This window comes from Modestobacter versicolor, from assembly GCF_014195485.1.
Taxonomy (GTDB): domain Bacteria; phylum Actinomycetota; class Actinomycetes; order Mycobacteriales; family Geodermatophilaceae; genus Modestobacter; species Modestobacter versicolor.
Genome location: NZ_JACIBU010000001.1, coordinates 3,360,876 through 3,374,355, shown reverse-complemented (window position 1 = coordinate 3,374,355; position 13,480 = coordinate 3,360,876). Strand labels below are relative to the sequence as shown.

The following is a 13,480-nucleotide window of genomic DNA, read 5'->3' as shown; positions in this document are numbered from 1 at the left end:
CCCGGCGCCATGATCGCCGAGGGCGGGGGCTCGGCTACCGCGCGACGGCGGCGACGATCCGGTCCGGGCGCACCAGCACCGACCGGCCGGCCAGCCAGCGCACCAGCCAAGGCGAGCCCAGCTGGTCGGCCCGCAGCACCGGGCCCGGCCAGTCCGCGGGCACCGGGCCGCCGGTGGTCAGCACCGCCCAGCCCGGCCCGAGGACGTCGTCCAGCCGGCCCGGCCGGTCGACCGGCGGCTGCGGCAGCAGCCCGCCCACCGGGGAGCCGACGGCGAAGCGCGAGCGCCGGACCAGCGGCCCCGGCCGCAGCGGAGGGGTGCGGCTGGACGAGGCGAAGGCGGCCAGCCGGGGCAGCCGCCGCACCCCGGTGAGCACCACCCGGCGCACCAGCGCGGCCCGCTCCCCGCCCCCGGTCATCAGCCGGCCGAGCAGCACGGCGAGCCGGACCAGCGACCGGGCGTGCGGCGCCCGCTCGGCCTGGTGGGTGTCGAGCAGGGCGTCGTCCGCCCCGGCCAGCACCGCGGCGAGCTTCCAGCTCAGCTGGTGCACGTCGCGCAGCCCCAGGCCCAGCCCCTGGCCGATGAACGGCGGGGTCAGGTGGGCGGCGTCGCCGCAGAGCAGCACCCGCCCGCTGCGCCACCGGTCGGTCACCCGGGCGGCGAAGGTGTACTCGGCGGCGCGGGTGACCGTGCACCCGGCGGCACCGAACCGGGCCAGCTGCGCGGGCAGGTCGAGGTCGGCGGCTCCCTCGCCGTCGCGCAGCCGGAACTCCGCCCGGTACCGCGACCCGGCGACCGGCATGAACGTGGCCGGCCGCTCGGGGTCGCAGACCTGGTGCACGCCGGGCCAGACGTCGAGCGGGACGGCGGCCACCAGGTCGACGACCAGCCAGCGCTCGGTCGGGCCCAGGTCGTGCATCCAGGCCCCGATCAGCCGCCGCACCGTGCTGTTCGCGCCGTCGCAGCCCAGCACCGCGTCGGCGAGCAGCTCCTCCTCGACCCCGGTCTCCCGGTCCCGCACGGTGAGACGGACCGGTCCGGCCCGGTCGGCCAGCCCGACCAGCTCGACCCCGCCGCGCAGCTCGACCCGCGGCTCGGCGGCGACCGCCTCGCGCAGCACCCGCTCCAGGTCGGGCTGGCTGAACATCGACGCCTGCGGCCACCCGTGCGCACCGTCGCCACGCGGGAACTCGACCAGCGTGCGGTGCGCGCCGTCGAGCAGCCGGAGCCCGGCCATCGGCCGGCTGACCGCGGCGAACCGGTCGGCGACCCCGGCGGCCTGCAGCACGCGCAGCGCCTCGTCGTCCAGGTGCACCGCTCGGGGCTGGGGGTAGGCGGCCCGGTGCCGGTCGACCACCAGCACGTCCAGACCCCGGCGGGCGAGCAGCAGCGCGGCGGTCACGCCGACCGGCCCGGCCCCCACCACCACGACGGTCACCGGTCGAGTCTGCCTGTCGCGGATGTCCAAGACCGCGCGGGCGCCGGAGGCCAGCATGCCGCCATGGAGCTGCACCTCGACGCCCCGTTCACCCTGGACACCTGGGACGCCGTCCCCGACCCGGCGCCCAGCGAGCCCGGCGCCCCGCCGACCGGCCGGGTGGAGCTGGCCAAGACCTACACCGGCGAGGCGCTCAGCGGCTCCGCCACCGGGCACGCGCTCACCTGCCAGGGCGAGCGGGGCGCCTCGTACGTGGCGCAGGAGCGGGTCACCGGCACCCTCGCCGGGCGCCGCGGCAGCTTCGTGCTCGAGCACGGCGCCTCGATGGGCGAGGGCGTGGCGACGGTCCAGTGGGCCCGGGTGGTCGCCGGGTCGGGCACCGGGGAGCTCGCCGGCCTGACCGGCACCGGGACCGTCGCGCACGAACTGCTCACGCTGGACGTCGTGCTGCCCGGCTGAGCTCAGCCCTGCCGGGCGCGGCGCGGCCCACCGGCGGCCATGAGCTGCTCGAGCTGGTCCGGGGTGAGCGGCGCACCCGGCAGGGCGCCCGCCCCGGCGGGCCGGAACCCGTCGAGGACGGCGGTGAGCGCCCGGCGCCAGGCGTCCGGGGCGACCCCGCGGGCCCGGTCGAGCACCGCGCCGACCATCACCGGCACCAGGGCCACGTCGGTGACCCGACGGGTCAGCGGCCGGCGCGCTCGTCCAGGACCCCGGCCAGCAGCGACAGGGCACCCCAGGCCGCAGCACCCACCGCGACCGGCACCCGGCTCGGGCGACCGGCCAGCCCGACCCTGAAGGAGGCGGCGTCGGTGCAGTCCGCGAGCACGCGCGCCGCGACGGCGGACCGGCGGAGCAGGCCGGCCGGTGCAGCGACCATCGCCAGCCCGAGGGCGGCGTCCCGGGCGCCGAGGGACCGGACCAGCGCTCGGGTGCCGGGGGAGTCGTCCAGCCCGACCGGCCGGATCAGGATCCGCGGGGAGACGACGAGCGCGGCGGAGTACGCGGCGGTGGCCGCGCCGACGGCAGCGGTGAGAGACGGCATGGAACTCCTTCGTCACGGCCCGGCCGGGCGGTGCACCACCGGGTCGACCCATCCGAGCAGCGCCCCGCCCGGCCCGCCACCCGGTACCGGATCGCCCCCTACCGCCGCTGTGACCGGTGTCATACGGTGCCAGGGCGCGTCCGAGCGCACGCCACCCATGCCCTCAACGGTGAGGGCGAGGAGGAGGAGCCCAGTGCCCGTCAACACCCGCGGCGCGATCCTGCGCCAGGCCCCCGGTTCGTGGGAGGTCGTCGACCTCGTCGTCGACGACCCGCAGGCCGGCGAACTCCAGGTCAAGCTGGCCGCCTCCGGGCTGTGCCACTCCGACGACCACATCGCCACCGGCGACATGCAGGTCGGCAAGTACCCGTTCCTCGGCGGCCACGAGGGAGCCGGCGTCGTCACCGCCGTCGGCCCGGGCGTGACGGGCTTCGAGGAGGGCGACCACGTCGTCTTCTCGTTCCTGCCCGGCTGCGGCCGCTGCCGGTACTGCGCCAACGGCCAGCAGTACATCTGCGACTCCGGCGCCAACCTGCTCATCGGCTCGCGGTGGGACGACGCCACCAGCTTCCGGGTCAAGACCGCGGACGGCGAGGACGTCGGGCAGATGTGCGGGCTCGGCACCTTCGCCGAGATCACCACGGTCGACGTCCGCTCGACCGTGAAGATCGACAAGAGCATCCCGCTGGACGTCGCCTGCCTCGTCGGGTGCGGCGTCGGCACCGGGTGGGGTACGGCGGTCCAGGCCGGCGAGGTCCGCGCCGGTGACACGGTCATCGTGATGGGCATCGGCGGCATCGGGATCAACGCGGTGCAGGGCGCGGCCAACGCGGGCGCGAGCCACGTCATCGCCGTCGACCCGGTGGCGTTCAAGCGCGAGAAGGCGATGGAGCTCGGCGCGACCCACAGCTTCGCGAGCATCGAGGAGGCCGGCGACTTCGCCCGCAGCGTCACCAACGGTCAGGGCGCCGACAAGGCGCTGGTCACCGTCGGGGTGCTCAAGGGCGAGCACGTGGCCCAGGCCTTCGACGCGATCGGCAAGGGCGGGCGGGTGGTGATCACCGGCCTGGGCGACCTCACCGACGTCGGCATCCCGATCAACCCCAGCATGCTGGCGCTGTTCACCAAGGAGATCCGCGGCGCCCTGTTCGGCGACCAGAACCCCAGCTCGGACATGCTGAAGATGCTGCGCCTCTACCAGGAGGGCACCATCAAGCTCGACGAGTTGATCACCACGCGCTACAAGCTCGACGACATCAACCAGGGCTACGAGGACCTGCACGAGGGCAAGAACATCCGCGGCGTCATCGTCTACGACTGAGGAAGGACCCCGTCCTCCCCACCCTTCGCGAGCTCAGGGCGGGGCCCTGGACGGGGCCGAGGGACAGCGAGCCACACCCCCCGGGGGCCGGTCACCCGACCGGCCCCCGGGGTCCGCACCTGCTCGACGAGGAGCCGATGACGAAGGACCCCCGTGCCCCCCTGGACTCGCAGGCTCGCCCCGAGCCCCTGCACGGGGGCCATGCCCGCCCGGACGCCGCACGGCTGGACGCGGTGGGGATGGTCCGCACCGCGCGCGAGCGGGTCGTCGCCCGGGTGGGCGAGGCGGAGGTGGTGGCCGCGGCGCTGTCGGCCGGCCGCAACGTCGTCCTGGAGGGCCCGCCGGGTACCGGCAAGACGACGCTGCTGCGGGCGCTCGCCGACGGCACCGGCGTCCCGCTGGTGCTGGTCGAGGGCAACGCCGAGCTGACCCCGACCCGCCTGGTCGGGCACCACGACGCCTCCCGGGTCCTCACCGAGGACTACCGGCCGGAGAACTTCGTGCCCGGCCCGCTCACCCGGGCGATGACCGAGGGCGCGCTGCTCTACGTCGAGGAGTTCAACCGGGTCCCCGAGGAGACGATGAACGTGCTGCTCGGGGTGCTCTCCGAGCGGGAGATGCACGTGCCGCGCTTCGGCCGGGTGCCCGCCCGGCCGACGTTCCGGCTGGTGGCGGCGATGAACCCGTTCGACGCCGTGGGCACCGCGCGGATCACCCCGGCGCTGTACGACCGGTCCTGCCGGGTGGCGATGGGCTACCAGGACGAGGACGCCGAGCGGGCGGTGGTCGCCGCGGCCACCGGCGGCCCGGAGGGGCTGGTGCACCGCGCGGTGCGCGCGGTCCGGATCACCCGGGACCACGCCGAGCTGCGGATCGGCGCCTCGGTGCGCGGCGCCATCGACACGGTGCTGATCGCCACCGAGCTGGCCGTCGTCCGGGGCGCCGCCGAGGTCGACGAGCGCACCGGCGGTGACGCCGCGCTGGCCGCGCTCACCGGCAAGGTCACCGTCGCCGACGGACTCACCCGGCCGGTCGAGGCCGTGATCACCGACATCTGGCGGCGGGCGGGTGAGGAGCTGGGAAAACCCTGACCCCCGAGGCCGACGAGCCCCGGGGTGAGCAGGGCCTCCCTCCACCGGGCGGCGGGCTGGCCGAGCCACCGGGCCGCCGGCCGCAGGCGCCGTCGGTGGTGCAGGAGCCGGGCGAGGTCGCCGAGCTGCTCCGCGACCGGCAGGCCCGGCGCGCCGGGCGCGACGAGCTGAGCCGCGCGCACTCGGAGTTCCAGCAGGTCAGCCCGCAGCCGGGTGAGCTGGACGAGGAGGCGCTGGCCGACCTGGCCGGCCGCGACCCGGACGCCGCGGCCCGGCTGCTCTCCGCGCTCGGGCGTGCGTTCGACCCCGGGCTTCGTCGCGCGGCCCGGGCGCTGGCCGCGCGGCTGCCGGTGACCGTGCCGCGCACCGGCGTGCCCGACCGGGCGGGGAGCCGCCGGGTGGTCACCCGGCGCGACCCCACCGGCGCCGACGTCGACCTGGACGCCACCCTGGCCGCCCGCGGCGCCGAGCCGCACTGGCGGGCAGAGCACCTGCACACCCGGGGCTGGCGGGCGACCGGCCGGGCCTGCGTGCTGGTGGTGGACGCCTCCGGGTCCGTGGCCGGCGACGAGCTGGCCGCCGCGGTGCTCACCGCGTCCGCGCTGGCCCAGCGGATGCGGCCGGACGACGAGCTCGCCGTGGTCGCGTTCTGGTCGACGGCGGTGGTGCTGCAGCCGCTGAGCGCGGGCACCCGGCCGGACGTCGTCGTCGACCGGCTGTTCGACCTGCGCGGCGGCGGCACGACCGACCTGGACCTGGCGCTCCGCACCGCGGGGCAGCAGCTGGCCCGCGCCCGGACCGCGGCCCGCGACGTGCTGCTGCTGTCGGACGGGATGCCCACCGACAGCGCCGACCCCCGGCCGGCGGCCGCGGCGCTGGCCCGCAGCGGCGCCCGGCTGCACGTGCTCGGGCTGTCCGCTGAGCCGGAGTCGGTCGAGAACTGCACCGCGCTGGCCGCGGCCGGCGGTGGCCGCGCGGCGGCGCTGCACCGGCCGTCCCAGGCCCCGGCCGCCGTCCGCGCCCTGCTCGACTAGCGGGGTCGCCGCACCGGCGTCACGGCGTCCCCGGCCCGCGCCGGGTCCAGCGGGACGGCCGAGCGCAGCACCGCGGGCCCGAGCCGCAGGACGCCGTCGGTGCGGGGCGCGCAGCGCACGCCGCCCCGACCGCGCATCCCCCGGTGCGCGCCGGGGGCGAGCACCAGGTCCAGCCAGGCGCACGGGTTGGCCGGCCGCCCACCGGCGAGCACGACGCCGTCGAGGCTGAACGGCTGCCCGCGCAGCGCCTCGACCTCCGCCCCGCGCAGGACGACGTTGCGCCGGGTGGCCAGCGGGTCCAGCGGCCCGCTGCCCAGCTCGGCGGCGAGGGCGTCCAGCGCCTCGGCGGCGATCACGGTGACCGAGGCGTCCCGGTGCGCCGGCCTGCCGAAGTAGCGGTCGCCGACGATGCCCAGGCCGGCCCGCACCTCGACCCGGTCACGCCGCTCCACCGGCAGCGCGGCCACCGCGTCGTCCGGCCGGCCGTCGTAGCGGTGCTCCGGCGAGGCGAGCAGGCCGACGACCTCGACGTCGTACCGGTACGGCAGGTCCTCGCTCACGGGTCGATCATCCCGCGCGCTTGCCCGCCTGCGGCCGACCCCGCACGGTGGACGGCGTGGACCGCCAGACCGCCCTCGACGCCGCGACCGCCCAGTTCGACTCGGGGGCGTTCCTCGAGGTGCTCGCCCGGCGGGTGGCGTACCGCACCGAGAGCGCCGACCCCCGCCGCGCCGGCGACCTGCGGGAGTACCTGACCGCGGAGCTGGTACCTGACGTCGAGGGGCTGGGCTTCACTGCGCGGGTGGTGGAGAACCCGGTCTCCCCCGGGCACCCGTTCCTCGTCGCGCACCGGTCGGAGGGGGCGGGGCGGCGGGTGCTCACATACGGGCACGGCGACGTCCAGCCCGCCCACCCAGAGCAGTGGCGGGCCGGGTTGGACCCGTGGCGCGTCGTCGTCGAGGGCGACCGCTGGTACGGCCGGGGGGTGGCCGACAACAAGGGCCAGCACACCGTGAACCTGGTCGCGCTCGAGCAGGTGATCGCCGCCCGCGGCGGCCGGCTGGGCTACGACGTCACGCTGCTGCTGGACATGGGCGAGGAGTCCGGCTCGCCGGGACTGTCCGAGCTGTGCGCCTCGTCGTCCGACGAGCTCGCCGCGGACCTGCTGATCGGGTCCGACGGGCCGCGGGTCGCCGCTGACCGGCCGACGGTCTTCCTCGGCTCCCGGGGCTCGATGAACCTGACCTTCCGGGTCACCGCCCGGGAGGCCGCCCACCACTCGGGCAACTGGGGCGGGGTGCTGAGCAACCCGGCGACCGTGCTGGTCAACGCGCTGTCCTCGCTCGTCGACGGCGCCGGGCGGCTGCTCGTCGAGGGGCTGCGGCCGACGCCGGTGCCCGAGCCGGTGCGGGCGGCGCTGCGCCGGATCGACGTCGACCAGGGCCCGGACAGCCCGGCCGTCGACCCGGGGTGGGGCGAGCCGGGCCTGTCGCCCAGCGAGCGGCTGTACGCCTGGAACACCCTGGAGCTGCTGGCGATGACCGCCGGCGACCCGGACGCGCCGGTCAACGCCATCCCGCCGTCCGCGCGGGCGCACTGCCAGCTGCGCTTCGTCGTCGGCACCGACCACGCCCGGGTGCCGGAGCTGCTGCGCGCGCACCTGGACGCCGCCGGGTTCCCGTCGGTGCAGGTCGAGGTCGAGCACACGATGGCCGCCACCCGCACCGACCCGGACGACCCGTGGGTGGCCTGGACCCTGGCGTCGCTCGAGCGGAGCACCGGGGTGACGCCCGCGCTGCTGCCCAACCTCGGCGGCTCGCTGCCCAACGAGCCGTTCGCGCTCACCCTGGGCCTGCCGACCGTGTGGGTGCCGCACTCCTACCCCGGCTGCGCCCAGCACGCCCCCGACGAGCACCTGCCCACCGCGCTGGTGCGGGAGTCGCTGCAGCTCATGGCCGGGCTGTGGTGGGACCTCGGCGAACCCGGCGCCCCTTGGCCCACCCACCCCTGACCCCCGAAGATGGCCATCTCCGGGGTCCGGGGTGGGGAACAGCGGTCGGGGTGGGGATCAGCGGTCGGCGGTGCGGTGGATCGGTCCCTCCACCTCGGCCAGCCGCTCGCCGGTGCCGCCCCAGCGGCCGGCGATGATCTCCGCGGCGATCGACACCGCGGTCTCCTCCGGCGTCCGGGCACCCAGGTCCAGCCCGATCGGCGAGGACAGCCGCTCCAGCTCGTCGTCCTTGAGCCCGGCCTCGCGCAGCCGGTCCAGCCGCTCGTCGTGGGTGCGCCGCGAGCCCATCGCCCCGACGTAGGCCACCGGCAGCCGCAGCGCCACCTCCAGCAGCGGGACGTCGAACTTCGGGTCGTGGGTGAGCACGCAGAGCACCGTGCGCTCGTCGACCCGCCCGGCGTCGGCCTCGGCCTGCAGGTAGCGGTGCGGCCACTCCACGACCACCTCGTCGGCGTCGGGGAAGCGGCGGGCGGTGGCGAACACCGGGCGGGCGTCGCAGACGGTGACCCGGTAGCCGAGGAACGACCCGACCCGGGCCACCGCGGCGGCGAAGTCGATCGCGCCGAAGACGACCATCCGGGCCGGCGGGGCGAACGAGGAGACGAACAGCGTGATGTCGTCGCCGCGGCGCTCGCCGTCGTGGCCGTAGGTGAGGGTGGCCGTGCGGCCGGCGGCCAGCATGCCGCGGGCGTCGTCGGCGACCGCGTCGTCCAGGTGCTGCTCGCCGAAGGAGCCCGAGGCGCGGTCCGGCCACAGCACCATCCGCCGGCCCAGCCGGTCGGCCGGGCCCTTCACGCAGGTGACGACGGCGACCGGCTCGTGCGCGCCGACCGACGCGGCCACCTCGCCGAGCTCGGGGAAGGACTCCCGGGAGATCGACTCCACGTAGACGTCGAGGATCCCGCCGCAGGTCAGGCCCACGGCGAAGGCGTCGTCGTCGCTCACGCCGTAGCGCTGCAGGGTGGGCTCACCGCTGGCCACGACGTCCGTGGCCTCCTCGTACACCGCCCCCTCGACGCAGCCGCCGGAGACGCTGCCCACCGCCGTCCCGTCCGGGCCCACCAGCATGGACGCGCCGGGTGGGCGGGGCGCCGAGCGCCAGGTGCCCACCACCGTGCCCACGCCGACGGTCTCCCCCGCCTGCCACCACCCGACCAGGTCGTCCAGCACATCTCTCATCCGACTGCTCCTCCTCCGGCCCCGGTCAGAGGCTCGTCGCGAGCTGGCGAGTGATGAGGGGACCGGGGTCCTTCATGCACGCGTCATCACTCCTGCCAGTTCCTCGAACGCGGCCAGGCTGTGCCCGGCGACGAAGTGGTCGACGCTGGGCAGCGCCGCGACCATGCCCGCGGTGAGCGGCTCGTAGCCGTCCCGGCCCTTGTGCGGGTTGACCCAGACGACGGCGTGCGCGAGCCGCTGCAGCCGGGCCATCTGCTCGGCCAGCAGGTCCGCGCCGCCGCGTTCCCAGCCGTCGCTGCAGACGACGACGACCGCGCCGCGGGCGGTGCCGCGCTGCCCCCAGCGGTCCAGGAACGCCTTGAGCACCTCGCCGATCCGGGTGCCGCCGGACCAGTCGGGGATCGCCGAGCCGCTGGCGGCCAGCGCCCGGTCGGGGTCGCGCAGCCGCAGCTCCCGGGTGACCCGGGTCAGCCGGGTGCCGATGGTGAAGACCTCGGTGCTGGCCGGCCGGGCGCGGACGGCGGCGTGCGCGAACCGGAGCAGCGCGTCGGCGTAGGGGCTCATCGAGCCGGAGACGTCGACCAGCAGCACGACCTTGCGCGGCCGGGGGCGGGCCCGGTGGTGGGCCAGCCGGGTGATCTCGCCGCCGTCGCGCAGCGCCCGCCGCACGGTGCGGGCCCGGTGGATCGAGCCGTGCGCCGACGGGCTGCGCCGGCGGGAGGCGCGCATCGGGGCGGCCGGGACGAGCAGGGCGAACAGCCGGCGCAGCTGCTCGCGCTCGGGGAGGGTCAGCTCGGCGACGTCCCGGTGCCGCAGCACCTCCTCGCCGCTGGCCCGGGTGGCCAGGTCGCTGGGCTCGCCGCCCTCCTCGCTGCCCTCGCCGGTGCCCAGCGACGCGGTCTGCGCGACCCGCGGCTGCTCGGCCCCGCTCGCCCGGCGGGGCCGGGGCGCCTCGCCGCCGAAGTACGCGGCGAAGGCGGCGTCGTACCGGTCCAGGTCGTCCGGGCTGCCGCACAGGGTCAGCCGGCCGGCCCAGTAGACGGCGCTGGGGTCGAGGACGTCGAGGTGCCCGACGGCGTCCAGCATCGCCTCGACCCGGTCGGGGGAGGCGGCGACGCCGGCGTGCCGCAGCGTGCGGGCGAACCCGAGGACCGTCGTGACGACGTCCCGGGTGCCCGGCGCTGCCCCGTTGTCACCCACCGAAGAGCGCCCCCCGGGCCAGCGCGTGCACCCGGTCGGTGTCCTCGCGGTACTTCAGCACCGCCCCCAGCGTGCGGGCCGCGACGTCCGGGTCGAGCTCGCGGGCGCCCAGGGCGTGCAGCGCGGTCGCCCAGTCCATCGCCTCGGCCACCCCGGGCGGCTTGAGCAGGTCCAGGGTGCGCAGCTGGGCGGTCGCCCGGGCGACCTGCCGGGCGAGGGTCTCGGTGACGTCGGGCAGCCGCCGCCGGAGGATGGCCACCTCGCGCTCGAAGTCGGGGTGCTCCAGCCAGTGGTAGAGGCAGCGGCGCTTGAGCGCGTCGTGCACCTCGCGGGTGCGGTTGGAGGTGAGGACGACGAGCGGCGGCGTCTCGGCGCGCACCGTGCCCAGCTCCGGGATGGAGATGGTGAAGTCGCTGAGCACCTCGAGCAGGAAGGCCTCGAACTCGTCGTCGGCCCGGTCGACCTCGTCGACCAGCAGCACCGACGGGGAGTCCTCCAGCGCCTGCAGCAGCGGGCGGGCCAGCAGGAACCGCCGGTCGTACAGCGAGGCCTCCAGGTCCTCGGTGCGCTCGGCGGTGCCGGCGGCCTCGGCGGCGCGCAGGTGCAGCAGCTGGCGGCCGAAGTCCCAGTCGTAGAGGGCGTGGCTGGCCTCGAGGCCCTCGTAGCACTGCAGCCGGTACAGCGGCCGGCCGGTGACCTCGGCGAGCGCCCGGGCCAGCGCGGTCTTCCCGACGCCGGCCTCGCCCTCGAGGAACAGCGGGCGGTGCATGACCAGCGCGAGGTAGGCCGCGGTGGCCAGGCCCTCGTCGGGCAGGTACCCGGTGCCCTCCAGCGCGGTGCCGAGTGCGGCCGGGTCGGCGGGGAGGGTGGGCTGGCTCACGTCTGCAGCATCCCACCTCCCGGTCAGCTCAGTCGGTGGCCATCGCCTCGAGGTAGTCGTCGTAGCTGGAGACGACGTCCTCCAGGTCGACGGTCTCGGGGAAGTCGGCCACCTCCTGGTGCTTCCGGAGGAAGAGCACGGTGCGCCGGACGACGTCCTCCTCGTCGTCGGCACCCAGCCGGTCCATGACCTCGGGGCTCACCGTGAACCAGGTGCGGACGTCCTCCAGCTCGCTGGGCTGGACCACCAGGAACGTGTTCTCGCCCTGCGCGTCGATCTCGATGTCGTCGGCCATGCCCCCGACCTACCCGCGCGCCCCAGGGTCGAACGCCCGGGCCGCGCGGGGCGGCGGTGTCCACGGTGGTCACCGCTCCTGACGTCGTTGGACGGCCTCGGCGAGCTCGGTGATCCGGCGGATCCGCGCGTCCCAGGTGGCCCCGACGGCGGAGAGCTGCGCGACGGCCCGGGCCAGCTGCGCGTCGTCCACCCGGTACCGGCGCTCCCGCCCGGCCGGCGTCCCGTGCACCAGCCCGACCCGGTCGAGCACCCCGAGGTGCTTGGCGACCGCCTGGCGGGTCACCGGCAGCTGCTCGCTGAGCGTGGTCGCCGTGCCGTCGCCGTCGGCGAGGAGCAGGTCGAGCAGCCGCCGCCGGGTCGGGTCCCCGATCGCCGACCAGAGGTCGTCGTCGACGGCGACGCTCATCGGGCGGTGGCCAGCCGGGTCACGTAGCCGCGCAGGGTGGCGAGGTGCTGGTCCCAGCCCTGGACGTGGTCGTCGTGGTGGGCCTGCGCCACGGCGTCGGCCCAGCCGCGCTCGCGGAAGCCCGTCTCGACCAGCCGGACGACGGTCCCGCCCTCGGTCGGCCGGAGCGTGAAGGTGACCAAGAAGGAGTTGGTGGGGCTCGGGCTCTCGTCGTCGTAGGCCCAGCGGAAGGAGAAGGTCCGCGGCGGGTCGGCCTCGACGACGGTGAGCGGGGTGACGTGCGCCCGGTCGTTCCAGGCGAGCTCGCCCACCGCCCCGGGCGTCGGGTCGAGGACCGCGTCCGCGCCCCACCACCGGGCGATGTGCTCAGGGCTGCTGAGCACGTCGAACACCACCTCGGGTGCGGCCTGGACGGTGAACTCGCGCTCGATGCTGCCGTGCTCCATGACCACTCCTCCGGACGCGCAACTGTCGGTTGCTGATGACCGTAGGGCGCCGACGCCAGATGCGCAACCACCGGTTGCTGTTGCGGCGAGGCGCAGGATCAGGTCATGCGGACACGAGCACTCGGCGCGCAGGGCCTCACCGTCTCGGCGGAGGGGCTCGGCTGCATGGGCATGAGCTCCTACTACGGCGCCTTCGACGACACGGAGAACCTGCAGACCCTGCACCGGGCCCTCGACCTGGGCGTGACGCTGCTGGACACCGCCGACGTCTACGGACCCTGGACCAACGAGCGGCTGCTGGGGCAGGTGCTGGCCACCCGCCGCGACGAGGTCGTGCTGGCCACCAAGTTCGGCAACGAGCTGGACGCCGAGGGCCGGCGCACCGGGGCGGTCAACGGGACGCCGGAGTACGTGCGGGCGTCAGTCGACGGGTCGCTGCAGCGCCTGGGCACCGACGTGATCGACCTCTACTACCAGCACCGGGTCGACCCGGCCGTGCCGCTGGAGGAGACGTTCGGGGCGCTGGGCGAGCTGGTCGCCGAGGGCAAGCTCCGGTTCCTGGGCATCAGCGAGGCCTCCCCGGCGAGCATCCGGCGGGCGCACGCCACCCACCCGCTGTCGGCCGTGCAGACCGAGTGGTCGCTGTTCACCCGGGACGTCGAGGACAACGGGGTGCTGGCGACGGTGCGGGAGCTCGGCATCGGCTTCGTGCCCTACTCCCCGCTGGGCCGCGGGTTCCTCTCCGGGAAGATCCGCTCGGTCGACGACTTCGCCGAGGACGACTTCCGGCGCAGCTCGCCGCGCTTCCAGGGCGAGAACTTCGCGAAGAACCTCGAGGTCCTCGACCGGGTCGTCGCGCTGGCCGAGGCGAAGGGCGTGACACCGACCCAGCTGGCGCTCGCGTGGGTGCTCGCCCAGGGCGAGGACGTCGTCCCCATCCCGGGCACCCGGCGGGTGGCCAACCTGGAGGAGAACGTCTCCGCCCTGGACGTCGAGCTGACGCCCGCGGACCTGGCGGCGATCGAGGAGGTCGGACCGGTCGGCATCACCGCCGGCGAGCGCTACTCGCCCTCGGGCATGCGCTGGCTGGAGACCTGAGCGGGCCGGGCCGAGGGGCCGCGGGAGAGGATGGCGG

Annotated in this window: 16 protein-coding genes; 6 read left to right on the top strand and 10 right to left on the bottom strand. The window is 76.1% G+C overall.

Annotated elements, in window-relative coordinates:
- Positions 1–34 precede the first annotated feature (34 nt).
- Positions 35–1,438, bottom strand: coding sequence for a bifunctional 3-(3-hydroxy-phenyl)propionate/3-hydroxycinnamic acid hydroxylase (locus tag FHX36_RS16445; RefSeq protein WP_183513908.1), 1,404 nt, complete (start codon positions 1,436–1,438; stop codon positions 35–37).
- A 63-nt stretch (positions 1,439–1,501) separates the two neighbouring features.
- Here FHX36_RS16445 and FHX36_RS16440 point away from each other — a divergent pair, with 63 nt between their 5' ends.
- Complete coding sequence (locus tag FHX36_RS16440) at positions 1,502–1,897, top strand: DUF3224 domain-containing protein (protein WP_110553944.1); 396 nt, start codon at positions 1,502–1,504, stop codon at positions 1,895–1,897.
- Between the two features lie 2 nt (positions 1,898–1,899).
- Here FHX36_RS16440 and FHX36_RS16435 read toward each other — a convergent pair whose 3' ends face one another.
- Positions 1,900–2,103, bottom strand: a complete 204-nt coding sequence (locus tag FHX36_RS16435) for a hypothetical protein (RefSeq protein ID WP_110553945.1) — start codon at positions 2,101–2,103, stop codon at positions 1,900–1,902.
- A 17-nt stretch (positions 2,104–2,120) separates the two neighbouring features.
- Positions 2,121–2,480: a hypothetical protein gene (locus tag FHX36_RS16430; RefSeq protein ID WP_110553946.1), complete on the bottom strand. Its 360-nt coding sequence runs from the start codon at positions 2,478–2,480 to the stop codon at positions 2,121–2,123.
- Between the two features lie 193 nt (positions 2,481–2,673).
- On the opposite strand from FHX36_RS16430, the gene FHX36_RS16425 reads away from it, so the two are divergent.
- The 3 genes from FHX36_RS16425 to FHX36_RS16415 all read left to right on the top strand — a co-directional run bounded on the left by FHX36_RS16425 (position 2,674) and on the right by FHX36_RS16415 (position 5,926).
- On the top strand, positions 2,674–3,801 hold the full coding sequence (locus FHX36_RS16425) for an NDMA-dependent alcohol dehydrogenase (RefSeq protein WP_110553947.1): 1,128 nt from the start codon (positions 2,674–2,676) through the stop codon (positions 3,799–3,801).
- A gap of 137 nt (positions 3,802–3,938) precedes the next feature.
- A complete protein-coding gene (locus FHX36_RS23615) occupies positions 3,939–4,892 on the top strand; it encodes an AAA family ATPase (RefSeq protein WP_258373023.1) in 954 nt (317 codons plus the stop codon).
- A 95-nt stretch (positions 4,893–4,987) separates the two neighbouring features.
- Positions 4,988–5,926 (top strand): vWA domain-containing protein, encoded by a 939-nt coding sequence (locus FHX36_RS16415; protein ID WP_343056641.1) that lies wholly within the window; start codon positions 4,988–4,990, stop codon positions 5,924–5,926.
- Here the strand turns inward: FHX36_RS16415 and FHX36_RS16410 are convergent.
- Positions 5,923–6,486 carry an MOSC domain-containing protein gene (locus FHX36_RS16410; RefSeq protein ID WP_110551817.1) on the bottom strand — a complete coding sequence of 188 codons (564 nt, stop codon included), beginning with the start codon at positions 6,484–6,486 and terminating at the stop codon, positions 5,923–5,925. The genes FHX36_RS16415 and FHX36_RS16410 overlap by 4 nt on opposite strands.
- Positions 6,487–6,542: 56 nt before the next feature.
- Here FHX36_RS16410 and FHX36_RS16405 point away from each other — a divergent pair, with 56 nt between their 5' ends.
- Complete coding sequence (locus tag FHX36_RS16405; protein ID WP_110551818.1) at positions 6,543–7,937, top strand: M20 family metallopeptidase; 1,395 nt, start codon at positions 6,543–6,545, stop codon at positions 7,935–7,937.
- A 57-nt stretch (positions 7,938–7,994) separates the two neighbouring features.
- On the opposite strand, the gene FHX36_RS16400 is transcribed toward FHX36_RS16405, so the two are convergent.
- The 6 genes from FHX36_RS16400 to FHX36_RS16375 form a co-directional block, all read right to left on the bottom strand.
- Positions 7,995–9,116, bottom strand: a complete 1,122-nt coding sequence (locus FHX36_RS16400) for an XdhC family protein (RefSeq protein WP_110551816.1) — start codon at positions 9,114–9,116, stop codon at positions 7,995–7,997.
- A 72-nt stretch (positions 9,117–9,188) separates the two neighbouring features.
- Positions 9,189–10,316, bottom strand: a complete 1,128-nt coding sequence (locus FHX36_RS23610) for a vWA domain-containing protein (RefSeq protein WP_110551815.1) — start codon at positions 10,314–10,316, stop codon at positions 9,189–9,191.
- Positions 10,309–11,196, bottom strand: a complete 888-nt coding sequence (locus tag FHX36_RS16390; protein ID WP_110551814.1) for an AAA family ATPase — start codon at positions 11,194–11,196, stop codon at positions 10,309–10,311. The genes FHX36_RS23610 and FHX36_RS16390 overlap by 8 nt, the downstream gene beginning before the upstream one ends.
- A gap of 28 nt (positions 11,197–11,224) precedes the next feature.
- Positions 11,225–11,491, bottom strand: coding sequence for a hypothetical protein (locus tag FHX36_RS16385; RefSeq protein ID WP_110551813.1), 267 nt, complete (start codon positions 11,489–11,491; stop codon positions 11,225–11,227).
- A gap of 69 nt (positions 11,492–11,560) precedes the next feature.
- Entirely contained in the window at positions 11,561–11,899 is a 339-nt protein-coding gene (locus FHX36_RS16380; RefSeq protein ID WP_110551812.1) for an ArsR/SmtB family transcription factor, read from the bottom strand.
- Positions 11,896–12,345 carry an SRPBCC domain-containing protein gene (locus FHX36_RS16375; RefSeq protein WP_110551811.1) on the bottom strand — a complete coding sequence of 150 codons (450 nt, stop codon included), beginning with the start codon at positions 12,343–12,345 and terminating at the stop codon, positions 11,896–11,898. The genes FHX36_RS16380 and FHX36_RS16375 overlap by 4 nt, the downstream gene beginning before the upstream one ends.
- A 105-nt stretch (positions 12,346–12,450) precedes the next feature.
- On the opposite strand from FHX36_RS16375, the gene FHX36_RS16370 reads away from it, so the two are divergent.
- Positions 12,451–13,443, top strand: a complete 993-nt coding sequence (locus tag FHX36_RS16370) for an aldo/keto reductase (RefSeq protein ID WP_110551810.1) — start codon at positions 12,451–12,453, stop codon at positions 13,441–13,443.
- The last annotated feature ends 37 nt before the right edge of the window (positions 13,444–13,480 follow it).

Coding starts and splice junctions, on each gene's coding strand:
- FHX36_RS16440 (WP_110553944.1), top strand. CDS start 1,502: ATGGAGCTGCACCTCGACGCCCCGTTCACCCTGGACACCTGGGACGCC.
- FHX36_RS16430 (WP_110553946.1), bottom strand. CDS start 2,480: ATGCCGTCTCTCACCGCTGCCGTCGGCGCGGCCACCGCCGCGTACTCC.
- FHX36_RS23615 (WP_258373023.1), top strand. CDS start 3,939: ATGACGAAGGACCCCCGTGCCCCCCTGGACTCGCAGGCTCGCCCCGAG.
- FHX36_RS16400 (WP_110551816.1), bottom strand. CDS start 9,116: ATGAGAGATGTGCTGGACGACCTGGTCGGGTGGTGGCAGGCGGGGGAG.
- FHX36_RS16385 (WP_110551813.1), bottom strand. CDS start 11,491: ATGGCCGACGACATCGAGATCGACGCGCAGGGCGAGAACACGTTCCTG.
- FHX36_RS16380 (WP_110551812.1), bottom strand. CDS start 11,899: ATGAGCGTCGCCGTCGACGACGACCTCTGGTCGGCGATCGGGGACCCG.
- FHX36_RS16375 (WP_110551811.1), bottom strand. CDS start 12,345: ATGGAGCACGGCAGCATCGAGCGCGAGTTCACCGTCCAGGCCGCACCC.
- FHX36_RS16370 (WP_110551810.1), top strand. CDS start 12,451: ATGCGGACACGAGCACTCGGCGCGCAGGGCCTCACCGTCTCGGCGGAG.